Genomic DNA, 25,762 nt, shown 5'->3' with positions numbered 1-25,762 from the left:
GTCTACCAACCGCGCGCGATCAGGCCGTCACGCCGCCGAGCGCGAGCACGCGGCGCGCGTGGTCGTCGGGTCCGAACGAGGCCCGGAGGCGCGCGGCGCCGGCTCCGAGACGCGGCCCGAGGTTCTCGCGGACGAAGAGAGCCATTGCGCGCGCGAGCGCAGCCGCATCGCCGGGAGGGACGAGGAGGCCGCTGTGTCCGTCCTCAACGACGTCCTCGAGGCCCTCCACGCGCGAGCCGATCACGGGCCGGCCGTACGCGAGCGCGTCGGCGGCGATGCCCGAGCCCGTCGCGTGACGGTACGGGCAGACGACGGCGTCCGCGGCGGCGAACCAGAGGCCGCGCTCCTTCTCGGGCAGGTAGCGCAGCTCGAGGCGGACGCCGGCGGGCGCCCACGCCTCGAGCCGGCGCGCCTCGCCCCACGGCTCGCCCGCGAGGACGAGGAGCGCGCGCGGCACCTCGCGGCGCAGCGCCGCGAACGCGTCGAGGAGGACGTCCCAGCCCTTGTAGGGCCTCAGGAGGCCGCTGAAGAGAAACACGGGCACGTCGAGCGGGACGCCGAGCTGCCCGCGCGCCGCGTCGCGGTCCGGGAGGACCGCGCGCGGCTCGGCCGGGTGCGGCACGACTGCGATCGGCGCGTCCGGCCGTTCGGCTGCCACCTCGCGCGCGCTCCGCGCGTTCTGGACGGCGAAGCGGTCGGCCCGGCGGAGCACCGCGTGCGTGAGCGCGTCCTTCAGCGGATGCGCCTCGTGGTCGAAGACGTTGTGACAGAGGAGGAGGCGGACGGCGGAGGGCCGCTCGGCGCCGAGAGTGGAGAGAAGGAGCGTTACGTGGGGGGCGAAATACGAGGTCCACCAGGGAAGGATGAGGAGAGAGATTTCTTCGAGTGAAAGAAAGCGGGCCGCCCGAACGAACGAGTACGGGTTGAGCCCATCGAGCGAAGGAGCGCTGCCGGGCCGCGGAAAGACCGCCGGCCGCCCTGCTTCTCTCCCCTCTTCACCTTCTAAGAAAATCTTCTTCTCTTCTTCCGAGTATTCCGAAGTCCCCGGATACAGGAAGCGGGGGTACATCCGCGAGAAGCCGACGACGAGCGGGTCGACGCCGAGCCGCCGCAGCGCGGCGAGGAGGCGCGCGTCCTGGTCGGCGATGCCGCTGCGGACCGGCGGGAACGGCCCGACGAGGGCGACGCGCGGCAGGGCGGGAGGCATCTCCCTCGATTATCGACGCACGGCGGCCTGTCCGTCCCGGACCTCGACGAGCAGGAAGCCGGCGTCCTTGCCGACCTCGTCCCAGACGCCCACCGAGATCCGCGCCTCCCCGGAGCCGACCACGACGGGCACCTCGTACGTGAAGTGGCCCGCGGCCGCCTTCTCGGCGTCCGCCCGCGCGATCTCGAACGGTCTGCGCTGACGCACGACCTCCGTGAACGCGCCGTCCGCGGCGGCCGACACGACGAAGACCGAGAACGCGCCGCTCTCCCCGCGCGCCGACGGCGTCTTCGCGAGGCCGCCGATCGGCACGCGCACCCGCAGCGTCGCCGTCGTCTTCTTCTTCGCCGCCTCGACGGAAGCCGAGTCGAGCGACACGCGCAGGCGCGACGGGGGCTCGGGCCGGAAGAGGTTCGAGAGGACGCGCGCCTCGACGCGCTCCTCGGGAGTGCGCTCGAGGGCGGCCCGGCGCGCCCTCACCGTGAGCGCCGGGTTGCGCACCGTGACCTTCACGGCCTGCGACGTTCCCGGCTTGCCGCCCGTCGCGGCGACGCCGAGCGAGTACGACGACTCGACGTCCGCGACGACGCGCGCCGCGAGAGCCGGGCCCTCGCGCCAGCCGAGCGAGAACGTCCCGCCCGTCCTGTCGGCCACGACCTCGAGCGCCGCCGCCTCGTTGTGCACCACGGCGTCCGAGAGGCCGAGGACGTTCGTCCCGACGCCCGCGGCCAGCGCGCTGTGCCTGATGTCCGCGCGCACCGATGTCCCGTCCTCGTTCCAGCCCTCGGGGAAGAACGTGTACATCGTGACGCCGTTCGCGTTTGCCGCCTCCGCGACGGAATCCACCATCGCCATCGCGTTGAACTCCTGCGCGTCGAGCCCCCCGGCCGAGAACTCGAGCCCCGCGATCCGTGAGAAGCGGTGGCTCGCGTGGACGAGGACCTTTCGGCCCGGCAGCCCGCCGATCGCCGCGCAGACGGCCTTCAGCGCCGCGGACTTCGCGCGCATGGCGGCGTACGCCTCGGCCTGGGCCGCGCGCTGGCTCACCTCGACGCCGCCCGCTCCCGAGGACACCGGGTTGGTCGCGAACCACGTGGCCTCGTCGACGAGCTGGCGGATCGTCGTCTCCTCCGGGAGGGGCTGGCGGCTCCGCATCCGCTCCTTCTCGAGAAGGCGCTCGAGGGGAACGAGGTCGGACGTGAACGGAATCACCGCGCCGATCGCGCGGTCCCACGTGACGATCATCGCGTCGTCCCCGGGCTCGGCAACCATCCGGTGGAGGACGTCCCGAAGGGCGTCGAAGGTGGCATCCGACTTCCACTTTTCCCACAGGTAGAGGCGGTCCAGGAAGAGAACGAGGTGCCGCGGCGGGCGCCGCACCCCGGCCGCAGCAGCTGCCGCCGGCGCGGCCGGCTGCCCGGGTTCGGGCGCGCCGGATTCCGCGGCGCCGGCAGGAAGGGTCCTGCGCTCGTAGAAATTCTCGATCGCGACGCGCTTGCCGCCGATCTTCACGTCGAAGTCCGAGGCCTTGAGGCCGGACACGGGTCGCCCGTCCTTGTCCGTCACGACGGCATCCAACTCGAGGATCGACGTTTCGACCGATCCCGCGACGCGGTGCGGCGCCGTCGGCGCCTGCGCGAGAGTCGTCACGGGCAGCGCTAACGCCGCAGCGAGGAGCGTCCGGAAGCATTTCATGCGACGCGATGCAGCAGGACCCGTGCCACCCCGGGGCGTCCCATGGACTGGAGACGGACCGCGCCGGCCCCTTCGATCTCGAGAAGCAGGAACCCCGCATCGCGGCCGACGTCGTCGAAGACGCCGACCGAAATCCTCCCGTCGCCGCGCCCGATCGCGACGGGCAGCCGATAGGTGAAGGCGCCCCGCCGCGCCCGATCGAGATCCTCGCGGGGGATCTCGAACGACTTTTTCTGAGTGAGAACCTCGGAGAAGGAGCCGTCTACCCCCGACACCGCCACAAAGAAGGTGAGGCTCACTCTCCGCCCGCGCGCCGACGGCACGCCCGCGAGGTTCTCGAACGGGACTCGCAGCGGGATCGTCACGAGCCGCTTCCCCGAGGCGACCTCGACTCGCGCGGCCTCCGCGAGGGAGAGTGCGATCCGCGAGGCGCTATCCGGGCGAAACAGGTTGGAGAGGACCCGGTCCCGTACGCGGTCCTCCGCCGACTTCAGGACGAGCGAGCGCCTCGATCGCACGGTGAGGCGCCGGTCCTTCGCCCGCACGGACACCGACAAGCTCGCGCCGAGGCGTCCTGGGGGCAAATGCACCGCCAGGACGTAGGCATGGTCGAGGTCGCCGAGGATCCCCGCGACCGACTCCCGCGCCCCCACCGGGCCGACGGCGAGTCGGCCGCCCGTCTGCTCGGCGAGCGGGCCGAGCGCGGCGGTTTCGTTCATCACGCGCGTGGCGGCATCCGCGCCCATGACACCGGACTGGATCCGAGGATAGGAGGTCGGACGGTCCGCGGCGGACACGGGAAACAGGCGCCCCCCGGTGTAGCCAGTCGGGAAGAACGGATAGAGCACGACGCCGTTCGCGTTCGCGGCCTCGATCACCGAATCCACGAATCCCCGCGTGTTGAACTCGCGGGCGTTCGCCGGGAGATCCGGACCGCTCCTGCGGTCGAGGAAGAACTCGAGCCCCGCCAGGAGGGAGAAGCGCTGGCTCGCGAACACGAGGACTCGGCGGCCCGGAAGCCCGCCGAGCGTCGCAATTACCGCGCGCAGCGCGCCCGCTTTTGCCCGGATCCGCGCATAGGCCTCGGCCGCGGCCACTCGCTTCGTGAAGCTGCGGGCATCCTCTCCCGCCGCGGCGCCCGCACCGGGCGGCTGCGTCGCCGAAGCCGCGAACTCGTCCTGGATGCGGTCGCGCGTCTGCTCCTCTTCCGAAGGGCGGAAGCTCCGCTGCATCTCGGCCTCGAGCGCCCGGTCCAGCGTCACGGCATCCGCCGTGAAGGGGACGAGGGCCTTCGCACGGCGGTCCCACGACACGATCGACGCCGCATCGCCGGGCCCCATGGCGGCGCGCAAGAGCTCGCGCAGCGCCTCGAACGTGCCCTTCGCGTCGATCTTGTCGGGCAGCTCGAGCCGGTCGAGAAAGAGGACGATGTGGCGCGGCGGGCGCGCTGCGGGCACGAACGGCCGAGAAGGCTCCTCGGCCGGCCTGCGCAGGGGCTCCGCGGCTTGTGGCGCGAGCTCGGGCGCGGCCGCCGTGCTCGCGGTTTCCGAGACCCCCGCGATCTCGGCAGGGCGCCCCCCGACCCGGACCTCGAAATCGGCGGCCCCGAGCCCGCGCACGGGCTTTCCGTCCCGATCGGTCACGAAGGCGTCGATCTCGACGAGCGACGTCTCCACGGCACCCGCCATGCGCGGCGCCTCGGGCGGGACCTGGGCGTACGAAAGGAACGAGACGAAGAGGAGCGAGGCCCGTAGAGATCTCGCAACTCGCATGGCGCCTCGCCTTTGCACGGCGCGTGCCACGGCCCCGTCAGCGCGAGAGGAGGAACGCCTTCAGGTACTCACCCTCGGGGCAGTCGATCGACACGGGGTGGTCCGGGCCCGCGCCGCGCTTCTCGAGCAGGCGCGCCTCGCAGCCCGCGTCGAGCGCGGCCGAGAAGATCACTTTCTGGAAGAGATCGGCGTCCACGGGGCCCGAGCACGAGCACGCGAGGAGGAACCCGCCGGGCGCGAGGAGCTTGAACGCGAGGCGGTTCACGTCCTTGTAGCCGCGGCAGGCGCGGTCCACGTCGCCGCGCCTCTTCGCGAACGCGGGCGGGTCCGTGACGATGAGGTCCCACGTCTCCCGCGCGGCCGCGCGGACCCGCAGGTCCTCGAAGACGTCCGCGCAGACGGACTCGGCTTCGGCACCGGGTTCGTCCACGCGCTGGCCGTTCGCGCGGTGGTTCTCGCGCGCGAGGTCGAGCGCGGGCTGCGAGACGTCCACGTGGACGACGCGGGACGCGCCGCCCGCGAGCGCCGCGACGCCGAACGCGCCGGAGTACGAGAAGAGGTTCAGGACGCGCCGCCCGGCGGAGAGCCCGCGCACGAGGTGCCGGTTCTCGCGCTGGTCGAGAAAGAAGCCCGTCTTCTGGCCGCCCGCGAGCTCGGCCACGAAGTTCAGCCCGCGTTCGCGGAACGCGGCGCGCGCGGGCAACGGCCCGCCCAGAAGCACCTCGTCCTCGAGCGGCAGGCCCTCGCCCTTGCGCGAGGGAAGGTCGTTGCGCTGGACGATCGTCGCGCCGGGAAACCGCTCCGCGAGCGCCGGCAGCCAGAGGTCGCGCGCCCGCTCGGTCCCCTCCGTCGTCGCCTGCACGGACAGAACGCGGCCGTAGCGGTCCACGACGAGACCCGGCAGAAAGTCGCCTTCCGCGTTCACGAGGCGGTAGCCGTCCGTGTCGGGCGGGACCACGGCCGCGCGCAGCGCGACGGCCGCGTCGAGCCGCCCGGCGACGAGCGCCGCATCCAGCGGGCGGTCCTCGAACGTCCAGACGCGCGCCGCAATCGGCGACGACGGCGACGCGAACCCGCGGCCCACGTACCGGCCGTCCGCGTCCCGCACCTCCACGGCGCCTCCGGGGACGGGCGCGCCGCGCGTGAGGCTGCCCGAGAAGAGCCACGGATGGCGGCGCTTCGCGGCGGCCTCGCGCCCCCGGGCGAGCGTCAGCGTCTGCATGCCCCGACGATACCCCGGAGGCGGCGCCTTGACGCCGCGCGGCGGGGGGCCGACACTTCAAAGCGAGCCGTGCGTGAAAACAGCGTGATCCCGGCCCATGTGCTGGCGGAAGCCGGCACAAGCGACCCGATGCTGCTCACGAAGCTCGGGGTCGCGGCGGTGCGCGAGCAGAAGTGGCAGAAGGCGCTCGTTCTCCTTTCCGAGGCTTACAGGATCTTCGCCGCCGATCCCGAGTTGAAGGAAAACATGCTCAGGATCGAGACCGACGCCGAGGAGCCGGTCGCGCGGATCCAGGCCCGAGGCCGCATGTTCTCGTACTACGGCCTCGCGCTCGCGAAGTCCGACCATTCGCGCGTCCAGGAGGGAGCCCGTTTCTGTGAGATCGCGATCCAGAAGGAGCCGTACCAGGCCGAGCACTTCGCGCACCTCGCGCGCATCTGGCTGACGGGCAACAACCGCCTCAAGGCGGTTCAGGCCATCGACCGGGGTCTCAAGGAGGTTCCGAACAGCCAGATCCTCCTCGAGCTGCGGGGCGAGATCGGGTGGCGCGAGAAGAACGCCGTCGCGTTCCTCCCCCGGAACCACCCGGTCAATGTCTCGCTCGGAAAGCTGCTGCGCAAGAAGCGCGACCGCACGAAGAGCGGCGTGCAGACCCGCCCGCCCGCGCCCTCGCCCGCAAAGCCGAAGTCCTGAGCCGCGAGCGGCTCCCGTTCAGCGCGCGAGGGCCGACGCCGCGAGCCAGACGAGCCCGGCCACGACGGCGGACGCCGGAATCGTGAGGATCCACGCGAAGACGATCGTCCGCGCGACGCCCCACCGCACCGCCGAGAGCCGGCGCACGGAGCCGACGCCCATGATCGCGCCCGTGATCGTGTGCGTCGTCGACACCGGGATGCCTCCGAGCGAAGCCCCGATGAGCGTGACGGCGCCCGCGAACTCGGCGCACGAGCCGCCGATCGGCTTGAGCTGCGTGATCCGCATCCCCATCGTCCGCACGATCCGCCAGCCGCCCGTCAGCGTCCCGAGGCCGATCGCCGCGTGGCAGATCAGGACGATCCAGAACGGGATCTCCATCGACTTCAGGTGTCCCGTCGAGAAGAGCAGCACCGCGATGATTCCCATCGTCTTCTGCGCGTCGTTCATCCCGTGCCCGAACGAGAACGCCGCCGCCGAGACGAGCTGCACCTTGCGGAACGCCTTGTCGAGCGGCTCGGGCCGCGCCCGCCGGAAGATCCACGTCGCGGCGAGAAAGAGCAGGAAGCCGAGGAGCATGCCGAGCATCGGCGAGAGCACGATGAAGACCAGCGTCTTGACGAGTCCGTGCATCACGAGGACGCCGGGGCCCGCCTTCACGACGGCCGCGCCCGCGAAGCCGCCGATGAGGGCGTGGGAGGACGAGGACGGAAGCCCCCACCACCACGTCAGGAGGTTCCAGACGATGGCGCCGATGAGCGCCGCGAGGATGAGGAGCGGGTCGACGACCGCCGGATTCACGATGTCCTTGCCGATCGTCTTGGCGACGCGCGTCTCCAGCGCGAACGCCGCGACGAAGTTGAAGAAGGCGGCCCAGGCGACGGCGATCTTCGGCGTCAGGACGCGCGTTCCGACGACCGTCGCGATCGAGTTCGCGGCGTCGTGGAAGCCGTTGATGAAGTCGAAGGCGAGCGCGACGAAGACGACGAAAAGGACGAAAGACATCGTCGTGGGCGCTACGAGGACTTCAGGACGATCTGCTCGAGGACGTTCGCGACGTCCTCGCAGCGGTCGGTCGCTTCCTCGAGGACTTCGTAGATCTCCTTCCATTTCAGGAGGGTGATCGGGTCCTTCTCCGTGTCGAAAAGGGCGCCGATCGAGATCCGGTTCAGGCTGTCCGCCTCGTTCTCGAGCCGGTTGATCTCGACGCAGATCTCGAGGATTGCCGGCGAGTTCTTCATGTCGCCGAGGAACCCCATCCCGCGGCGGATCGCCTCCGCCGACTGGACGAGAATCTCCGTCGCCTGCTTGACGCCGGCCCGGGGCGCCGGGATCTTGTAGAGAACGAAGCGGTTCGCGGCGGCGTCCATGAAGTCGAGGACGTCGTCGAGCGCCTTGACCAGGGCGTGGATGTCCTCGCGGTCGATCGGCGTGATCCACGTGCGCGAAAGGAGCCCGAACGTCTGGTGCGCGACCTGGTCGCCCTCGTGCTCGAGGTGCTTGATCCGGGCGACCTTGAGAGAGACGTCGGTGAAGTCGCCGGCCAGCGCGTCGAGGGCGCGCGCGGCTTCCACGATGATGTCCGCCGCGCGAACGAACTGCGGGAGGAAGGTCTCCTCGCGGGGGAACAGCTTGATCACGGAGCCTCCGTTGCGGGGGGAGATTACCAAAGGCCTTCATGCGGACTTAACGTCTCGTTTACACGCTCCTCCGTGGCAGGATGGGCGCATGACGCGACGTCTCACCGCGGCCCCGCTGGCCCTCGCCCTCGTCCTCGCAACCCCGGCGCTCCTCGCGGCCCCGGCGTCACCGGCGCCCGCATCGGCGGCGAAGCCGAAGCTCGCCGTCGTGATCTCGGTCGACGGCCTCTCGCAGGCCCGGCTCGAGAGCTACCGCCCGCTCTACACGTCGGGCTTCAAGCGTCTTCTCGACGAGGGCTTCGCCCTGCGTGCCGCGCGCTACCAGCACCTGAACACGGAGACGGGCCCCGGCCATGCGTCTCTCGGCACGGGCGCGCCGCCGCGCGTCACGGGCATCGTCCTGAACAGCTGGTTCGAGCAGGGACCGGGCGGCGGGCTCGTGAACGTCTACTGCACCGACCAGAGGGACGCGGCCGGCAAGAAGATCGCGGGTCCGGCGAACCTCCGCGTTCCGACGCTCGGCGACCGGCTCGTGGAGAAGCTCCCGGCGGCTCGCGTCGTGTCCGTTTCCGCGAAGGACCGCGGCTCGATCTTCCTCGCCGGGAAGAACCCGGCACACGCCGTGTACTGGTGGGACGGCGAGACGGGGCGCTTCCAGACGTCCGCGGCGTACAGGCCGCCCCCGGCGGCCGCCGCGATCGTGAAGAAGTACAACGACACGCAGGCCGGCGGAATGCTGCCCGCGCGGCTCGGCCTCGTTTGGGACAAGCTCCCCGAGCCCGCGGCCACGCCCGGGGCAAAGTCCTACCCGACCGCCGTTCCCGCACCCGTCGTCTCGCGCTACCAGCTCCCCGTCCACGGTCTCGGCTTTCCGCACGACCTCTCGACGTACGGCCGCGTCCCGGCCGGTTCCCCATACGGTTACTTCGGCGGCATCTACCGCAGCCCCTTCATAGACGTCGTCACGGCCGACCTCGCTCTCGCGTTCCTGAACGACTCCGGGTACGAACTCGGCCACGGCGACGTCCCGGACCTCCTCGCGATCTCGTTCTCGGGGCACGACCCCATCGCGCACGACTACGGGGACGAGAGCGAGGAGTCTCGCGACGCGCTGCGCCGCCTCGACATCCAGATCGGGCGCGTGCTCGACGCGCTCGAGGCGAACTACCCGAAGGGAACGGTCCTCCTCGCGCTCTCGGCGGACCACGGCTTCCCGACGATGCCCGAGGTCGCAAAGGCCCTCGACAAGAACGCGAAGGGCGGGCGGCTCGACACGGGCCGCGACTCGCTCGGGAACGCGCGCGACCGCCTGAACCGGATGCTCGCCGACGCGCTCTGCATCGACCGCTCCGCGAAGATCGTCGGCGCGGTGGACGGCTGGAGCCTCTTCTACAGCAAGGCGTTCCCGTACAAGACCGTCGCCGGAGCGTGCGGGCCCGCGGGCTCGCCCGTGACGTCCGCCGACGTCGACCGCGTCCTTCCGAAGATCGTCAAGAGCGTCTGGGAGGAGGAGATCGAGGACGTCCTCCCCGTCCCGGCGCTCGCCGCGTGGCCAGAGGGCCCCGTGAAAACGTTCGTGCTGAACGACTTCGACAGGGAGCGTTCCGGCGACGCGTTCGTGATCCCCCGCTTCGGCGTCATGAGCTCGTACAACCCCGGCCGCGGGGCGATGCACGGCACGCACCACGAGTACGACACCCACGTGCCGCTCGTCTTCTGGGGAGCCGTGAAGGCCGGCGCCTCCGACGCGGCGACGACGCCTTACGACCTCGCGCCAACGCTCGGCCGCTGGCTCGGCGTCGCGCTGCCGGACGCGGTCGGCAGGCCGGTCGACCTGCCCCGGTGACGGAGGCTCCCGGACCGCCGCGGAAGAGGCGCCCGCGCTACGCGGGGACGCACCCGCGGCGGTTCGACGAGAAGTACAAGGAGCGCGACGCCGCACGCTATCCCGAGGAGCGCGAGAAGGTCCTCGCCTCCGGCAAGACGCCGGCGGGAAGCCACGTGCCCGTCCTCGTCGCCGAGGTGCTCGAGGCGCTCGCGCCCACGCCGGGCGACGTCGCGGTGGATGCGACGCTCGGGTACGGCGGCCACGCATCGGAGATCCTGAAGCGGATCCTCCCCGGCGGCCGGCTCCTCGCGCTGGACGTCGACCCGGTCGAACTGCCGAAGGCGTCCGCGCGGCTCGCGCAGCGAGCCGCCGAGCTCGGGGCCGCCGACGCCATCCGGACCGTCAGGCGCAATTTTGCGGGTCTCCGAAAGCTTCTCGACGAGGAGGGCCTCGCGCGCGGAGCGGACCTGATCCTCGCCGACCTCGGCGTCTCGTCCATGCAGCTCGACGACCCGGAGCGCGGCTTCTCGTGGAAGCACGATGTTCCCCTCGACCTCCGGATGAACCCTGAGCGAGGGCAACCGGCCGGAAGTCTTTTGCTTCGGATGAAGAGGGAGGAGATTGAAGATTTTCTTAGAAGGTTGGCAGACGAGCCAGAAGCGGCGGGGATCGCCGCGGCGCTGCAGGAGACGATCGAAGCGCGCCGCGGCCCCTCCCCTCTTCACCTTCAAAGAAATCTTCCTCTTCCGCTCTCTCTTCCTCTTCTCCGAACCTCGGACGTCGCGGCTGCGGTCGAGCTCGCCTACGCAGGACGAACTTCGCGTGATGCGTCCGAAGCAAAGAAATCCTCCCTCCAGCGGACCCTCCAGGCGATCCGCATCCTCGTGAACGACGAGCTGACGGCCCTCGACGCGTTTCTGCGCGATCTGCCCTTCTGCCTCGCGCCCGGCGGACGCGCCGCGGTCCTCACGTTTCACTCCGGCGAGGACCGGCGCGTGAAAAAGGCCTTCAAGGCAGGCCTCGAAGCGGGGCTCTACGCGCGCGTCGCGGACGAGGTCGTCCGGGCGACGCCGGAAGAGCGGGGCAAGAACCCCCGCTCTTCCGCCGCCAAGCTGCGCTGGGCGGTGCGTGCCACCCGATCACTTCCGGGTTAACGTAGGCTGCCATGCCGAACTCCAGCTCTGCGCACAGGCGCCCGGAAGGGTTGCGCGGGATGCAGCTCCTGCAGTCTCCGGCGTGGAACAAGGGGACCGCCTTCACGGCCGCCGAGCGGACGCGCCTCGGCCTCCACGGCCTCCTGCCGCATCAGATCGAGACGATCGACGACCAGCTCGTCCGCGCGTACGAGGCCTTTCTCGCCAAGCGCACGCCCCTCGGGCGGCACATCCAGCTGCGCGCCCTGCAGGACACGAACGAGATCCTCTTTTACCGCCTCCTCCTCGCCCACATCGAGGAGATGCTGCCGATCGTCTACACGCCGGTCGTCGCCGAGGCGTGCCAGCAGTTCAGCCACATCTACCGGCGCCCGCGCGGCCTCTTCATTCCCTACGACATGCGCGATTCGATCTCCGAGCTGCTGCGCAACCGCCCGAACCCGGACGTCGACGTCGTCGTCGTGACGGACGGCGAGCGCATCCTCGGCATCGGCGACCAGGGCGTCGGCGGCCTCGGCATCCCGATCGGCAAGCTCACGCTCTACACGCTCATCGGCGGCGTCCCGCCGGCGCGCACCCTTCCGATCGTCCTCGACGTCGGCACGAACAACGAGGAGCTGCTGGGCGACCCGCAGTACTTCGGCTTCCGCCAGAAGCGGGTGTCGGGCGAGGCGTACTTCGAGTTCGTCGACCAGTTCGTCGAGGCCGTCAAGACGGAGCTGCCCGGGACGCTCCTCCAGTGGGAGGACTTCGCGACGCCGAACGCGCGGCCCCTCCTGAACCGCTACCGCGATTCGCTCCTCACGTTCAACGACGACATCCAGGGCACGGCGGCCGTCGCGCTCGGCGCGCTCCTCGCGGCGACGCGCGTTGCGGGCCGCAGCCTGCCCGAGCAGACGATCGTGTTCCTCGGGGCGGGCTCGGCGGCGATCGGCGTCGCCGACACCCTCCGGGCGGAGATGGTCGCCGAGGGACTGTCCGACGCCGAGGCGCGCCGTCGCTTCTGGATCGTGGACGTGGACGGCCTCCTCCTGGACACGCGGGCGGGGCTCGCCCCCGAGCAGCGCGTCTACGCGCGCGCGGCGGAGGACGTCGCGAGCTGGCCGCGCACGCACCGCGGCGCCGTCGGCCTCGCGGACGTGATCGGCGGCGTCGAGGCTACGGCCCTCATCGGCCTCTCGACGGCGGCCGGCGCCTTCACGGAGGCGATCGTCCGCGCGATGGCGGCGAAGACACCGCGGCCCGTCATCTTCCCGCTCTCGAACCCGACCGCGCGGGCGGAAGCGCGCCCCGAGGACCTCATCAAGTGGACGGACGGGCGCGCGCTCGTCGCCACCGGCTCGCCCTGTCCGCCCGCGGTCCTCGGCGGGCGCGCGTGGATCATTTCCCAGTGCAACAACGTCTTCATCTTCCCGGCCGTCGGCCTCGGCGTCGCCGCCGCGGGCGCGCGGCGCGTTTCGGACGGGATGCTGCTGGCCGCCGCCCGGCGCCTCGCGGAGCTGTCGCCCGCGCTGACGGATCCGGCCGCGTCGCTCCTGCCGCCGCTCGGCGAGCTGCGCAGCGTGGCCGTGGAGGTCGCGTGCGCGGTCGCGGAAGCGGCCGTGCGCGAGGGCCTCGCGCCGGCCGCCGCCGCTGCGCAACTTCGCGCCGGCGTCGTGGCGCGTCAGTGGTTCCCCGCCTACGACGAGGAACCCTGACGCTCCGTTCCTAGGGCTTCTGCGCCGCCATGTCGGGCGGAACGGGGGCCTTCGGGTCCTTCCACGCGCCCGGCTTCTCGAGCTCCTTGAGGAGGACCGCGACGCCCTTCTCGAGCGTCGGATCGCCGCCCTTCACGCGCGAGCCGGCGTCGTCGAAGACCTCGATGTCGGGCGCGACGCCCTCGTTCTCGACGACCCACTTCCCCTCGCGGTCGTAGATCCGGAACGTCGGGACCTGGACGGCCCCGCCGTCCACGAGCGACGGGCCTCCGGAGAGCCCGATGAGCCCGCCCCACGTGCGCATCCCGATGACGGGTCCGAGGCCGTTCACGCGGAAGAAGTACGGCAGCGCGTCGCCGCCCGACGACGAATAGGAGTTGATGAGCATGGCCTTCGGGCCGTCGTGCGCGAAGCCCGGCGCGCGGTTGCTCTCGAGGCCGCGGCGCGCCCAGAACGCGAGCGTCTTGCGCGAGAAGACCTCGATCATCCGGTCCGGGATGAAGCCGCCGCCGTTGTAGCGGTCGTCGATGAGGAGCGCGGGCTTCGAAGCCTGCGAGTAGAAAAGCTTCTGGAGCATCCGGTTGCCCGGCTGCGCGGTGTCCGGAAGGTGGAGGTAGCCGACCTTGCCGCCGGAGAGCCGATCGACCATCGCCATGCGGCTCTTCACCCAGTCGAGATAGCGCAGGTTCTGCTCGGACGTGATCGTCCGGACCTGGACGGTGCGCGCGCCTTCCCGTGCGGGCTTGTCCGAGACGAGGAGGGAAACGAGCTTTCCGCCCTTGCCTTCGAGGAGCCGGTACGGGTTGTCAGCCGTCGTCAGGTCGCGGCCGTCGATCGCGAGGAGGAAGGTCCCTTCCTTCACGCCCACGCCCGGCTCCGTGAGCGGCGAGCGCCAGCCGTCGTCCCAGTTCTCGCCCGCGAAGACCTTCGCGATGCGGTAGCGGCCCGACGCGTCGGCCGCGAACTCGCAGCCGAGCATCCCGCCCGCGACGCGCGGCACCTTCGGCTCGTCGCCGTTCGCGACGTACGTGTGCCCCGCCTCGAGCTCACCCATGATCTCGCCGAAGAGGAAGTCGAGGTCGGCGCGGTGCGCGACGTACGGGACGAGCGCGCCGTACCGCTTCTTCAGTCCGGCCCAGTCCACGCCGTGCATCTTTTCGTCGTAGAACCAGTCGCGGACGATGCGCCAGGCGTCGTCCCACATCTGCTTCGTTTCGGCCGCGACGTCGAGCTTCACCTTCAGGCCCGAGAGGTCGAGCTTGCCCTCACCGTTTTTTGCGGCCGCCTTGGCGTCCGTCACGAACCAGTCGGAGCCGGCGCGATAGAGGATCCTCTTGCCGTCGCGGGAGAGCTCCCAGCCGGCGACGCCGTCGAGCGCCTTCTCTTCCTTGCGCTCCTTGAGGTCGAAGCGGTACAGGGCGCGCCCGGCCGCACCGCCGTCAACGTCTCCTCCCCGGGCGTACCAGACGGCGTCCGCGGTCGCGGCCATCTCCGGATAGTTGCCCGCGGGGACGCCCGGCAGCGCCTGCGTGCGAAGGACGAAACCGTCCCCGTCGACCACGGTCGGAGACGCGTCCTTCCTGTCCGGCTTTTCGTCCTTCTTCTTGTCGGCGTCCTTCTCGGACTTGTCCGTCTTGTCCTTCTCGGCCTTGTCCTTCGCGTCCGTCCCCTTCTCCTCGTCGTTCTTCGGCGGGAAGAGGGACGGCGTGCCGGCCGCGAGCGCCGCGACGTAGACGCGCGTCGCGCGGGGGTACACGTAATTGAACTCGTACGCCGAGAAGACCAGCGGGTAGTCGCGCTCGGAGAGGAAGAAGAGGTACTTGCCGTCTGCCGAGAACGCGGGGTTGTGGTCGCGCGTCAGCCCGTCGCCGAGAAGAGACGTCTTCTTCGTGTCGGCGGACCACACGGCGATCCCCGGCAGGCGCGTCGGGTGGCTCTTCTCGTAGGCGAGCCACTTCGAGTCGGGCGACCACGTGTAGGTGTCGAGGTCCTCTCGTGTGCCCGTGTCCACGTCGGCGATCGCGCCCGACTCCACGTCTAGGACGCGCAGGCGGTGTCTCCGGTCGCCGTACGCGAGCTTCTTGCCGTCCGGGCTCCACGCCGGGTCGAACTTCCACGGCGCGCCGTCCTTCGTGACCTGTTTCGGCTCGCCGGAGCCGTCGGCCGCACGAACCCAAATCTCGTACTCGCCGGTCGCGTCCGAGAGGTACGCGAACCGCTTCCCGTCGGGCGACCACGCGGGCGCGCGCTCGCGCACCCCCTGCGTGTCCGTGAGGGCGCGCGTCTGGCCGTCCTTCGCGGGCACGCTGAAGAGGTCGCCGCGCGCCTCGAGGATCACACGGGCACCGCTCGGCGAGAGGCTCGCGCCGCGGACGAACTCCTTGACGTCCTTCCACGCCGTCCCGAGCGGGGCGCGGTCCGACGCGAGCGTGATCGCGACCTTCGCGGCCTTCTCCGTCTTCGGGTCGAAACGCCAGACGTGCCCGCCGTTCATGAAGACGATCGCGCTCCGGTCCGAGGCGAGCGACGGCCACAGCACGTCGAAGTCCGTGAAAGCCGTGGCCTTCCGCGTCTTCTTCGTCTTCACGTCGTAGCCGAAGAGGTTGAGCGTGTGGTCGCGGTCGGACGTGAACCAGATCGTGTCCCCGTTCCACATCGGGAAGTTGTCGGTGCCCTTCCAGTCCGTGACGCGCTCGGACGCCTTCGAAGCGAAGTCGTAGACGTAGACGTCCTGCGCGCGCCCGCCGAGCGTCCGCTTCCACGTCCGGAACTCGCGGTCCACCGGGCAGTAGGCGAGCTTCGTCCCGTCCGGCGAGAACGAGGCCGAGCCGCCCTCCGGGATCTCCAGCGGCGTCTCGAGGCCGCCCTTGGGGTCGACGACGAAGTAGCGGCCCATGCGGCTGTTCCACGGGACGCGGTTCATCCGGACGAGGATCTTTCCGTCCTTCGTCCAGCCCATCACCCAGTCGTCGAACCCGCCGCGCGGCGGCATCGGCCCCGCGTCGTTGTAGAACGTGAGCTGCCTCGGCTCGCCGCCCCAGGCCGGGATCACGTAGACCTGCCGCGTCCCCGAATACTCGGCCGAGAACGCGATCCACTTTCCGTCGGGCGAGATCTTCGGGAAGACCTCCTGCCCCGCGTGCGTCGTGAGGCGGTACGCGGCGCCGCCCGCAATGGGCGCGCGCCAGAGGTCGCCTGCGTACGTGAAGACGACGAAATCGCCCCACGCGTCGGGGTAGCGCAGGAGCCGCGCCTCGGGCGGGCCGTCGGGCCCGGCGGCATCGAGGGGCGAAGGGAAGAGCAGGCACACCGGCAGCAGGAGGGCGAAGAGGCTCAGGCGGTTCTTCATCGACTGGAGAATACGGCCGGGGCGCGAAAAGGGTTGCGCGTCAGCCGCGCCGGCCGGCTCTCACGAGGAACGCGCAGACGAGGAGCAGGAGAGCGAACGTGACGGCCTCGCCCGGCACCCCCCCGACAAACGGCGGCCGGCCCTTCGACGCGGCGCCGAGAGCGACGAGCGCGGCAACGACGACGCCCACGAGCCCTTCCCCGGCAACGAGGCCGGACGCCGCAAGGACGCCCGTGTCGGTCTCCGGAGCCGGCTGGCCCCTGCGCGCCCTCTCGACGAGCGCCCGGGCGCACCCGCCCGCGAAGATCGCCGCCATCGAGGCGAGCGGGAGGTAGACCCCGATGGCGAAGGCGAGGCCCGAGATCCCGCACAGGATCACGGCCACCGAGAGGCCCGCGCCCGAAAGGACGAGCCCCCACGGCAGCGCGCCCGACAGCACGCCCTCGATGATGGTCTTCATGAGCGTCGCCTGCGGCGCCGGAATCTCCTTCGTCCCGAACGTGTAGACGTTCCCGAGGAGAAGGACCGTCGCCGCGACGCCCCAGCACGCGAACGCGGCGCCGATGAGCTGGCCGAGCTGCTGGCGGGCGGGCGTGGCGCCCACGAGCCAGCCCGTCTTGAGGTCCTGCGAGATGTCGCCGGCCTTCGACGCCGCGACCGCGACGATCGTCCCGACCGTGAGGACCGCCGCGCGGGCGCCGCCGTCGGTCCAGCCCGCCGCCGCGAAGAGCGAGGCGACGCCGAGGAGCGTCACGAGCGTGATGCCGGACGTGGGCTGCGAGGAGACGCCGACGATCCCGACGATGCGCGCCGCGACCGCGACGAAGAGAACGCCGAAGACCCCGACGCCCGCCGCGCACACGGCCCGCTGAAGGGGACCCATCCCGCCCGCGAAGACGCCGGGGACGAGGCCCGCGACGAGGACGACGGCCGCGATGCCGCCGAAGACGAACCAGCCCGGCAGGTCGCGGTCGGTGCGCTCCCGCCCCCCCGCGTGAGCCCCGCCGCCGCGCACGCCGCGGATCACGGCGAGGAACGCGCCCGCCATCGTCGGGAGGTTCCTGAGGACGGTCAGGATGCCCGCCGTCGCGACGGCGCCCGCGCCGATGTAACGCACGTACCGCGACCAGATCTGGCCCGCGGTCATCGCGGACACCAGGTTCGTGGTCTCGGGATAGAGCGGCGCCGAAAGGCTCGCGCCGAAGAACGCGATGAGCGGGGTGAGGACGAGGGCGGAGACGACCGAACCGGCGACGAGGACGCCGGAGGAGCGGTACCCGAGGATGAAGCCGACGGCGAGAAGCGCGGGCGCAAGCTCGATGGCGACCTCGGCCTTCGGAAGGAACGGCAGCGCCATCCCGACCTCGCCCGGCACGAGGACGAAGAGGCCGACGATCAGCTTGACGGCCGCCCCGACCGCCATGCCGCGGAAGATCCAGACGCTGCCGCTCGAGTCCGCGGCCGTCGCGCGCAGGACCTCGGCGCAGGCGGTTCCCTCCGGGTACGGCAGCTCCGCGTGGGCGTCGACGATGAGGAGGCGCCGGAGCGGGATCATCGCGGACAGGCCGAGGAGCGCGCCGAGGAAGCAGAGGACGACGACCTGCAGGTAGGGCGGCGCGACGCCCCAGAGGAAGAGCGCGGGGATCGTGAAGATCGTCCCGGTCGCGAGAGACGTCGACGCGGAGCCGATCGTCTGCGAGAGGTTCGCCTCGAGGATCGAGCCCTTCGCGCCGAAGAGGCGGAAGAGCGCGACCGTCATGACGGCGGCCGGGATCGACGCCGAGACCGTCAGGCCGACGCGCAGGCCGAGGTACGCGTTCGCGGCGCCGAAGACGAGGCCGAGCACGACGCCTGCGGCGACGGCCTTGAACGTGAACTCGGGAATGGACTCCTCGAGAGGAGAAGTACCTTGCGGCGCGGACACGGTCTCAGGACTCTAGCAGCGGACGGGGCGCCCAGTCCGATATCGACTGACCCACAGGTTCGCCAAGGAGTTCACCGCATGACGCCGCCGCACGTAACCGTCCTGATCGAGTACCGCGCCCAACCCGACCACGCTGCGGAGGCCGTTTTCGAGCTCGACACGCTCGTCGCGAAGGTCGTGGCTTCGGAGCCGGACTGCTTCGGGATCCGCCTCCTGCAGGATCCGGCGGATCCGACGCGCGTGCTCCTCTACGAGGAATGGTCGAGCCGCGAGGCCTACCTCGGCCCGCACTTCCAGACGCCGCATCTCAAGGCGTTCATCGAGCGGGGACCGGCGCTCTTCGCGGGGCCTCCGGAAATCCGGTTCTGGGTCGAGCAGTCCCGCCATGCGCGCTGAGCGCGCGCGCTGAGCGCCCGGATGGAGAACGACGCGCTTCGCGCGAAGATTTCTTAGAAGGCTAATAGGATGCGGTCATGAGCCATCGTAGAAGCTTCGTCTTCGCCCTTGTCGCGGCCGCCGCTCTCTTCTCATTCGCAGAAATCTCTTTCTCTTCCTCTTCTCCTTCGGTCTCCTCCCCTTCCGCCTTCGACGCCGCGTTCACGCGGCGGACGATGCGGCTGGACCTGTTCCACACGGGCGGGCCGAAGGGCGAGGTCGTCGCCGTGGCCGGCGCGGGGGCGGTGGACGACGGGCCATGGGCCGGGAGCCTCACGCGCCTCCTCGACGACACGAACCTCGGGACGTATTTCTTCGAGATTCGCGATCCGAAGACGAACCGCGTACTTTTCTCGCGCGGGTACTCCTCCATCTACGCGGAGTGGGAGTCGACGGGCGAGGCAAAGAAGGCCTCGCGCACGTTCCCGGAATCGCTGCGTTTCCCGTGGCCGAAAGAGCCCGTGCAGGTCGTTCTCTCGAGGCGGGACTCCGAAAACGTCTTCCAGCCCTTCTTCTCGACGACCGTCGACCCGGCCGCGGCAAACCCCGCGCCGCGCGCGGCCGCCGGCAAGGTCTGGACCGTGTTCGAGAACGGCCCCTCGACCGAGAAGCTCGACCTCCTCATGCTCGGCGAGGGCTACGCCGAAAAGGACCTGCCGAAGTTCCACGCGGACGTGAAGAAGCTCGTCGACCTCCTCTTCAGGTACGAGCCGTTCAAGTCCCGGCGCGGAGACTTCAACGTCCGCGCGCTCGACCTCCCGTCGGCCGAAACGGGAGTCTTCCGGCCCGACTCGAAGATCTTCCGGCGCACGCCGCTCTCGGCGCAGTACGGGATCTTCGGCTCGGAGCGCTACGTCCTCACGTACGACGACCGCGCCCTGCGCGAGGCGGCCGCAGCGGCGCCGTACGACTTCCTCGAGATCCTCGTGAACGACGCGCGCTACGGAGGCGGCGGGATCTTCAATCACCAGGCGACGGCAGCCGTCGACTCGTCGTGGGCCGAGTACCTGTTCGTCCACGAGTTCGGCCACCACTTCGCGGCGCTCGCCGACGAGTACTACACGTCCGACGTCGCGTACGAGACCGGTGCGGCCGACAAGCCGGAGCCGTGGGAGCCGAACGTCACGGCGCTGAAGGACGCGAAGAAGCTGAAGTGGGCGGACCTCGTCGAGGCCGGGACGCCGCTGCCGACCCCGTGGGAGAAGGAGACGTTCGAGAAGCGGAGCCGCGAGATCCAGAAGACGCGCCGCGCGATCGTCGCCGCCGGCAAGCCACCCTCGGCCCTCGACGAGCTGTTTCGCGAGGAAGCGAAGGAGGAGACGGCCCTCCTCGGCTCCATGAAGTGGTCCGGCAAGGTGGGCGCGTTCGAGGGTGCCGCGTACGAGGCGAAGGGCCTCTACCGCTCCTCGGCCGACTGCATCATGTTCACGCGCGACAACGTGGGCTTCTGCCCCGTCTGCCGCCGCGCGATCGCGCGGATCATCGACCAGTACGCGCGGCCGTAGGCCGCGCCGTCCGCTACCAGCCCATCCGCGCGCGCAACGCCGTCACGTGCGCCACGTGGTGGCGCCCGTGCCACGCGTAGAGCGCGAGATTCTTCTCGAGCAGCACGACGCCGAGTTCCGGATGGCGAAACGTCCGCGACCAGTCGGACCCGTCGAGCGACCGCAGGAAAGCGACCCACCGCTCGTGCAGGGCCTCGAGGAGCGCGAGGGATGTCGCGACGGGGACCGTCTTCACGTCGGCGAGCTCGGCCCAGGCCGCCTCGTCGTACGGCTTGACCGTCGGCGTGTTCTCCGTGACTGCGAGCTTGAAGCGCACGTAGGCGTTCATGTGGCTGTCCGGCACGTGGTGGACGACCTGCCGGACGCTCCAGCCGCCGGGCCGGTAAGGCGTGTCGAGTTGCTCGGCGGTGAGACCCGCAATCGCCGCGCGCAGCGCGGCGGGCACCGCGGCGATCTCGTCGATCCGCCGCGCGCGATCCGCCGCCGTGCCGGCGCCCTCCCACTTGAACTTCCCGACCGGGTACGAGAGGTCGCTCACCGCTTTCCCCTTTCCGCGAAGAACTTCTTCACGAGCTGAATCTGGCCCGCGTGGTAGAGGTCGTGGGCGGCGACGCCCGCGATCATCTCCTCGGCCGTCCAGGAGCCGCGCTTCTCCCCGAAGACCTCGTCGGGCAGCGCCTCGACGGCCGCGACGAGGGCGCGGTGCGCCTCCTCGAGGACGGCTCTGGCCCCGAGGACGGCCGGGGCGGCCTTTACCGCGGGCTCGGGAAAGAAATTCGAGCCCTTCAAGGGGAAGGAGCCGCGTTTCTCGCCGGTGAGCCGCCGCCGCGTGACGTACTTCCAGTACGCCGCGTGGAGGACGAGGTCGTAGACGGTGTGACGCCCGCGTCCGGGGCGATAGAACGCCTCCTCCGGCGTGAGGCCCCGGATCGAGCCGAGGAGGTTCGGGCCGTGCCAGGAACGGCCGTCGTAGGCGCGAGCGAGAGCGGTCAGAAGGGATGTGCGGGCGTCCATGGCCGAGGGTCTACCGCGTCACGGGCCGGGGCGCAACGACCCGGTGAGCGGGAACCGTCCAAGCGGCGTGTGGACGGGCGGTCCCGCGCCGAGGTCGCTCCGGTAGAGGACGAGGGCGTCCACCCTCTGCGTCCCGAGCGCGCCCACGGACGGCGCGAGCGCGGCCACGGCCCTGGCGTTCTCCTTCGAGCCGCGCGGGTCCCGCGCACGAGCGAGCGTCAGGTGCGGCGCGAACGGGCGTTCCTCCGCCGGAAACCCCCGCGTCTCGAGCTCGCGCGCCAGCGCCAACGCGAGCGCGACGAGCGGATCGCGCCCGTCGCCAAGCCCGGCCCAGACGACGCGCAGCGGGCCGTGCGGCGGGAAACGCCCGAGGCCGCGCACCTCGAGGTCGAACGGGGCGGCCGCCGCGCACGCCGCCCTCGCGGCCTCGGCAACCGGGTCCGCGAGGGCGGGCGGGAGATCGGCGAAGAACCTCAGCGTCAGGTGGAGCTGCTCGCCCTGCACCCAGCGCAGGTCGCGCGACCCCGAAAGAGAGGCGCGCGGCCTCGAGAGGGCCTCCCGGAGGGCCGCGTCCCCGACAGGCACGGCGACGAAGGCGCGGATCTAGACGTCTCCCTTGTCGAGCTCCCCGCGTTCCACGGCGTCCTCGGACTCTTCCTCCTCGTCCGCGAAGAACCAGTTCTTCGCGCAGGCCTTGCCGCAGAACTGCTGCTGGCCGGAGCGAACCGCGCACGAGCGGCAGAACCGCTTCTCGCAATACGGGCACTCCGCGATCAGCGCGCGCTCGTACATCTGCTCGCACTTCTCGCAGAAGAGGTACGGGGACTTGGCGTCTTCCTCGGTTTCTTTCCGCCGCACGGTGGAATCATACGGCGGCGGCGGTGCCCAACCACACGCCCCCGAACGCTCCCCCCCCGCCCTCCCCCCGGCCCCCCGGGCCCGGCCCGCCGCCGCCCCCCCCCCCCCCGGAAGTGGTGGCGGCGGGCGGAATCGAACCGCCGACAAAGGGCTTATGAGACCCCTGCTCTGGCCATCTGAGCTACGCCGCCCCTGATCGTTCCCGGGGCCCGGGCGAGGGGCGGATGATAGCGCAGCATGGCCGAGACCCTCCCCGACCGCTTCGCCCGGCACCTTGCGGAAACCGGCCTCCTCGAAAGGGCGGACGTGCTCGCCGTCGCCTGCTCGGGCGGCGGCGACTCGACGGCGCTTCTCCTCCTCGTCCACGGCTGGGCCCTCCCGCTAGGGATCCCCGTCGTGGCGTTGCACGTCGCCCACGGCCTCCGCGGCGAGGCCGGGCTCGCCGACGCGCGGTTCTGCGCGGAGCTGGCCGCGCGCCTCGGCGTGCCGTACGGCTTCCTGTCCGTGGACGTCCCGGCGCAGAAGAAGAAGGGCGAAAGCGTCGAGTCCGCCGCGCGACGGCTGCGGTACCGCGCGCTGCTGTCCGTGGCGGGCGAGATGGAGGCCGCCGTCCTCACCGGGCACACGCGCGACGACCAGGCCGAGACCGTCCTCCTCCACCTCGAACGCAGGCTCGGCCGCGGGCGCGGCGGAATCCGCGCCAGCCGACCCGACGGCGTCGTGCGGCCCCTTCTCCCCTTCTCGCGCTCCGAGCTGCGCGCGTATCTCGAAGGCCGGGGCGTCCCGTGGCGCGAGGACGAGACGAACGCGAACGAAGGTTTCGCGCGCAACCGCGTCCGCCGCACCGTGCTGCCGGGCCTCGAGCGGCGCATGCCGGGCGCGACGCAGCGGCTGGCGCGGGCGGGCGAGGCGTACTCGGAGCGCCTCGACGCGCTCGACCGGAGGGTCGACAGGATGCTCGGAGAAGAAAAGATTTCTTTGAAAGGTAATTGGCCGAGGAGCTTCTTCACGCGGCTCACCGACGGCGAGGCGGCACGTCTTCTCCTCCGGGCGGCCGGCGCGATCGGCGCCGGCCGCCCCCCCGGCCGCAAGCAGATCGAGAAGGTGCTGCTTCGCCTGCGCCGCGATCCCGTTTTCCACGAGACGTTTGCGGGCCATCGCCTCACCGCGAGCCCGCGCTTCGTCCGCCTTTCACCCTCGAAGAAGAGCCCTTGATAGACTTCCCTCGGTGGCCATCGCCTTCGACGAACGGTACGGTCCGGCCGACATCGCGCGGCGTGTGGCGGACGTCGGGCGGCGGATCGCCCACGATTACCCGAACGGCCCCATCGTCCTCATCGCCATCCTGAAGGGCGCCGGGTTCTTCGTGGCCGACCTCGCCCGGGCGGTGCCGCGTCCCGTCCGCTGCGAGTACATCGACGTGCTGCGCGACGGGGAGGCCGAGAAGGTCGTCAACTACCACTTCCTCGCGCCCTTCGACGTCAGGGACTCGCACCTGATCGTCCTCAAGGACGTCATCCGCAGCGGAGTCGTCGAAACCTGGCTGCTCAGCCAGCTCCGGGAAGAAAACCCCCGTTCCCTGCGTTTCGCCTGCGTGGTGGATCGTCCGCAGGAACGCAAAAGCTCGCTTCTCGCCGACTACGTGCTGTTCCCGTCCGAGGAAGGGGTCCTCGTCGGATACGGCATGGAGTACCAGCGGGAAGGGGGCAACCTCCCCTTCATCGCCCAGGTCCGGACCGAGGGGGAATCGCCGTTCGAGACGAGCGGCGAGATCGCCCGGCGCACGCGCCCCTGAACCGCGTGAGCCCGTCTGACGTTCAGTAAGGAAGCCGAGGGCATTTCAAGGTGAACACAACCGTCAAGAACATCCTGCTGTGGATGGTCATCCTCGTGGTGATCCTCCTCCTGTTCCGCGTCGTCGACGTCGGCCGCACGAACACGGCCACCGTCTCCTTCACCGAATTCATGGAGATGGTGAAGAAGGGCGACGTCGAAAAGGTCACGATCCGCGGACAGGAGATCCGCGGGTTCAAGAAGGGCGCCGTGGAGGGCCGCGAGCCCGGCGTGCGCGCCTACGCCCCGGCCTACAACGACCTCACGGCCGACCTCATGAAGGCGAACGTGAAGATCACGGCGGAGGAGCCGCGCGAAGGCTCGTTCCTCGTGATCCTCCTGCAGTGGGCCCCCATCCTGTTCCTGATCGGCCTGTGGATCTTCATCATGCGGCAGATGCAGACGGGCGGAAACCGCGCGATGCAGTTCGGAAAGTCGCGCGCGAAGATGCTGACGCCGAACCAGAAGAAGGTCACGTTCAAGGACGTCGCGGGCTGCGAAGAGGCCAAGGAAGAGCTCTCCGAGATCATCGACTTCCTGAAGGAGCCCGCGAAGTTCCAGAAGCTCGGCGGCAAGATCCCGAAGGGCGTCATCATGATGGGCCCCCCGGGCACCGGCAAAACGCTCCTCGCGCGCGCGGTCGCGGGCGAGGCGAACGTGCCGTTCTTCTCGATCTCCGGCTCCGACTTCGTCGAGATGTTCGTGGGCGTGGGCGCGTCGCGCGTCCGCGACCTCTTCGAGCAGGGCAAGAAGAACGCTCCGTGCATCATCTTCATCGACGAGATCGACGCCGTCGGCCGGCACCGCGGCGCGGGCCTCGGCGGCGGGCACGACGAGCGCGAGCAGACGCTGAACGCGCTCCTCGTCGAGATGGACGGATTCGAGGGCAACGACGGGGTCATCCTCGTCGCGGCCACGAACCGCCCCGACGTCCTCGACCCGGCGCTTCTCCGCCCCGGCCGCTTCGACCGCCGCGTCGTCGTGGACCGTCCGGACGTCAAGGGCCGCGAGGGCATCCTCAAGGTCCACACGCGCACGATCCCGATGTCCGACGACGTCGACCTCTCGGTCGTGGCGCGCGGCACGCCCGGCTTCGCCGGAGCCGACCTCGCGAACCTCGTGAACGAGGCCGCGCTAGCGGCCGCACGCGTCGACAAGAAAAAGGTCGACATGGTCGACTTCAACTACGCGAAGGACAAGGTCCTCATGGGCGCCGAGCGGAAGTCCATGGTCATGTCGGACGACGAGAAGCGCGTCACGGCCTTCCACGAGGGCGGCCACGCGCTCATCGCCTCGTTCGAGGAGCACACGGACCCGCTCCACAAGGTCACGATCATCCCGCGCGGCCGCGCGCTGGGCCTCACGCAGCAGCTGCCGCTCGAGGACAAGTACACGTACTCGAAGGAGTACATCGAGGCCGAGCTCGCCGTCATGATGGGCGGCCGCCTCGCCGAGGAAGTCTGCATCGGCCGGATCACGACCGGCGCCTCGAACGACTTCGAGAAGGCCACCGAGATGGCGCGCCGCATGGTGTGCGAGTGGGGCATGAGCGAGCTGGGCCCGATGTCCTTCGGCCGGCCCGAGGGCGAGGTCTTCCTCGGCCGCGACTTCTCGCGCCAGCCCGACTACTCCGAGGACACCGCGCGGAAGATCGACGACGAGGTCAACCGCATCGTGACGACCTCGTACGCGCGCGGGAAGAAGATCATCGTCGAGCACCGCGCCGCGCTCGAGGAGATCGCGAAAGTGCTCCTCGAGAAGGAGTCCCTGGACGGCGAGGAGATCTACGCGATCATCAAGCGCGTCACGGGACACGAGGTCGCGAAAAGGCCGCCCGTGAAACCCGAGCCGCCGAAGCCCACCGCGCCCGCCACCGTCGCGCAGACGGACGAGGGCGCCGCACCGGCCGGGGGACTGATTCCGGTCCCTGCCTGAG

21 protein-coding genes and 1 tRNA gene are annotated in these 25,762 nt (G+C 70.6%); 9 read left to right on the top strand and 13 right to left on the bottom strand.

Annotation, left to right across the window (positions count from 1 at the left end):
• Positions 1-19 precede the first annotated feature (19 nt).
• The 4 genes from IPL89_06505 to IPL89_06490 are packed head-to-tail and all read right to left on the bottom strand — an operon-like array spanning position 20 to position 5,896.
• Entirely contained in the window at positions 20-1,207 is a 1,188-nt protein-coding gene (locus tag IPL89_06505) for a glycosyltransferase (GenBank protein MBK9062832.1), read from the bottom strand.
• A 9-nt stretch (positions 1,208-1,216) separates the two neighbouring features.
• Positions 1,217-2,857 carry a VWA domain-containing protein gene (locus IPL89_06500; protein ID MBK9062831.1) on the bottom strand — a complete coding sequence of 547 codons (1,641 nt, stop codon included), beginning with the start codon at positions 2,855-2,857 and terminating at the stop codon, positions 1,217-1,219.
• Positions 2,858-2,898: 41 nt separating this feature from the next.
• Complete coding sequence (locus IPL89_06495) at positions 2,899-4,674, bottom strand: VWA domain-containing protein (GenBank protein MBK9062830.1); 1,776 nt, start codon at positions 4,672-4,674, stop codon at positions 2,899-2,901.
• A 37-nt stretch (positions 4,675-4,711) separates the two neighbouring features.
• Positions 4,712-5,896 (bottom strand): class I SAM-dependent rRNA methyltransferase, encoded by a 1,185-nt coding sequence (locus IPL89_06490; GenBank protein ID MBK9062829.1) that lies wholly within the window; start codon positions 5,894-5,896, stop codon positions 4,712-4,714.
• 69 nt (positions 5,897-5,965) lie between these two features.
• On the opposite strand from IPL89_06490, the gene IPL89_06485 reads away from it, so the two are divergent.
• Positions 5,966-6,589 (top strand): hypothetical protein, encoded by a 624-nt coding sequence (locus IPL89_06485; protein MBK9062828.1) that lies wholly within the window; start codon positions 5,966-5,968, stop codon positions 6,587-6,589.
• Positions 6,590-6,607: 18 nt separating this feature from the next.
• On the opposite strand, the gene IPL89_06480 is transcribed toward IPL89_06485, so the two are convergent.
• Together IPL89_06480 and IPL89_06475 are read right to left on the bottom strand one after the other, a co-directional pair.
• Positions 6,608-7,594: an inorganic phosphate transporter gene (locus tag IPL89_06480; protein ID MBK9062827.1), complete on the bottom strand. Its 987-nt coding sequence runs from the start codon at positions 7,592-7,594 to the stop codon at positions 6,608-6,610.
• An 11-nt stretch (positions 7,595-7,605) separates the two neighbouring features.
• Positions 7,606-8,229 carry a DUF47 domain-containing protein gene (locus tag IPL89_06475; GenBank protein MBK9062826.1) on the bottom strand — a complete coding sequence of 208 codons (624 nt, stop codon included), beginning with the start codon at positions 8,227-8,229 and terminating at the stop codon, positions 7,606-7,608.
• A gap of 88 nt (positions 8,230-8,317) precedes the next feature.
• Between IPL89_06475 and IPL89_06470 the strand changes: the two genes are divergently transcribed.
• The 3 genes from IPL89_06470 to IPL89_06460 are packed head-to-tail and all read left to right on the top strand — an operon-like array spanning position 8,318 to position 12,908.
• Positions 8,318-10,075, top strand: coding sequence for an alkaline phosphatase family protein (locus IPL89_06470; GenBank protein MBK9062825.1), 1,758 nt, complete (start codon positions 8,318-8,320; stop codon positions 10,073-10,075).
• Complete coding sequence (gene rsmH, locus IPL89_06465; protein MBK9062824.1) at positions 10,072-11,211, top strand: 16S rRNA (cytosine(1402)-N(4))-methyltransferase RsmH; 1,140 nt, start codon at positions 10,072-10,074, stop codon at positions 11,209-11,211. Before IPL89_06470 ends, rsmH begins: the two co-directional genes overlap by 4 nt.
• A gap of 59 nt (positions 11,212-11,270) precedes the next feature.
• Positions 11,271-12,908, top strand: coding sequence for an NAD-dependent malic enzyme (locus IPL89_06460; protein MBK9062823.1), 1,638 nt, complete (start codon positions 11,271-11,273; stop codon positions 12,906-12,908).
• A gap of 10 nt (positions 12,909-12,918) precedes the next feature.
• On the opposite strand, the gene IPL89_06455 is transcribed toward IPL89_06460, so the two are convergent.
• Together IPL89_06455 and IPL89_06450 are read right to left on the bottom strand one after the other, a co-directional pair.
• Entirely contained in the window at positions 12,919-16,257 is a 3,339-nt protein-coding gene (locus tag IPL89_06455; protein MBK9062822.1) for a PD40 domain-containing protein, read from the bottom strand.
• 40 nt (positions 16,258-16,297) lie between these two features.
• Positions 16,298-18,181, bottom strand: a complete 1,884-nt coding sequence (locus IPL89_06450) for an oligopeptide transporter, OPT family (GenBank protein MBK9062821.1) — start codon at positions 18,179-18,181, stop codon at positions 16,298-16,300.
• A 78-nt stretch (positions 18,182-18,259) separates the two neighbouring features.
• On the opposite strand from IPL89_06450, the gene IPL89_06445 reads away from it, so the two are divergent.
• The gene (locus IPL89_06445) at positions 18,260-18,577 is read left to right on the top strand and encodes an antibiotic biosynthesis monooxygenase (GenBank protein MBK9062820.1); all 318 of its coding nucleotides are present in this window, start codon (positions 18,260-18,262) and stop codon (positions 18,575-18,577) included.
• 77 nt (positions 18,578-18,654) lie between these two features.
• Positions 18,655-20,121, top strand: coding sequence for a peptidase M64 (locus tag IPL89_06440; GenBank protein MBK9062819.1), 1,467 nt, complete (start codon positions 18,655-18,657; stop codon positions 20,119-20,121).
• Positions 20,122-20,134: 13 nt separating this feature from the next.
• Here the strand turns inward: IPL89_06440 and bstA are convergent, their stop codons facing one another.
• The 5 genes from bstA to IPL89_06415 all read right to left on the bottom strand — a co-directional run bounded on the left by bstA (position 20,135) and on the right by IPL89_06415 (position 22,184).
• A complete protein-coding gene (bstA, locus tag IPL89_06435; GenBank protein MBK9062818.1) occupies positions 20,135-20,659 on the bottom strand; it encodes a bacillithiol transferase BstA in 525 nt (174 codons plus the stop codon).
• Complete coding sequence (locus IPL89_06430; protein ID MBK9062817.1) at positions 20,656-21,135, bottom strand: DinB family protein; 480 nt, start codon at positions 21,133-21,135, stop codon at positions 20,656-20,658. The genes bstA and IPL89_06430 overlap by 4 nt, the downstream gene beginning before the upstream one ends.
• Before the next feature lie 18 nt (positions 21,136-21,153).
• Entirely contained in the window at positions 21,154-21,720 is a 567-nt protein-coding gene (gene thpR / locus IPL89_06425) for an RNA 2',3'-cyclic phosphodiesterase (protein ID MBK9062816.1), read from the bottom strand.
• Positions 21,721-21,738: 18 nt separating this feature from the next.
• On the bottom strand, positions 21,739-21,993 hold the full coding sequence (locus IPL89_06420) for a hypothetical protein (GenBank protein ID MBK9062815.1): 255 nt from the start codon (positions 21,991-21,993) through the stop codon (positions 21,739-21,741).
• Between the two features lie 114 nt (positions 21,994-22,107).
• Positions 22,108-22,184: transfer RNA gene (locus IPL89_06415), tRNA-Met, on the bottom strand.
• A 46-nt stretch (positions 22,185-22,230) separates the two neighbouring features.
• Between IPL89_06415 and tilS the strand changes: the two genes are divergently transcribed.
• From tilS to ftsH, 3 genes are all read left to right on the top strand, one after another.
• Positions 22,231-23,208, top strand: coding sequence for a tRNA lysidine(34) synthetase TilS (gene tilS / locus IPL89_06410; protein ID MBK9062814.1), 978 nt, complete (start codon positions 22,231-22,233; stop codon positions 23,206-23,208).
• 13 nt (positions 23,209-23,221) lie between these two features.
• Positions 23,222-23,788 carry a hypothetical protein gene (locus IPL89_06405; GenBank protein MBK9062813.1) on the top strand — a complete coding sequence of 189 codons (567 nt, stop codon included), beginning with the start codon at positions 23,222-23,224 and terminating at the stop codon, positions 23,786-23,788.
• A gap of 83 nt (positions 23,789-23,871) precedes the next feature.
• Positions 23,872-25,761, top strand: a complete 1,890-nt coding sequence (gene ftsH, locus IPL89_06400; protein MBK9062812.1) for an ATP-dependent zinc metalloprotease FtsH — start codon at positions 23,872-23,874, stop codon at positions 25,759-25,761.
• The last annotated feature ends 1 nt before the right edge of the window (position 25,762 follow it).

This window comes from Acidobacteriota bacterium, from assembly GCA_016716715.1.
Lineage (GTDB): Bacteria > Acidobacteriota > Thermoanaerobaculia > UBA5066 > UBA5066 > Fen-183.
The sequence above is the reverse complement of the archived record's forward strand: the minus strand, read 5'-3'. Positions and strand labels throughout refer to the sequence as shown.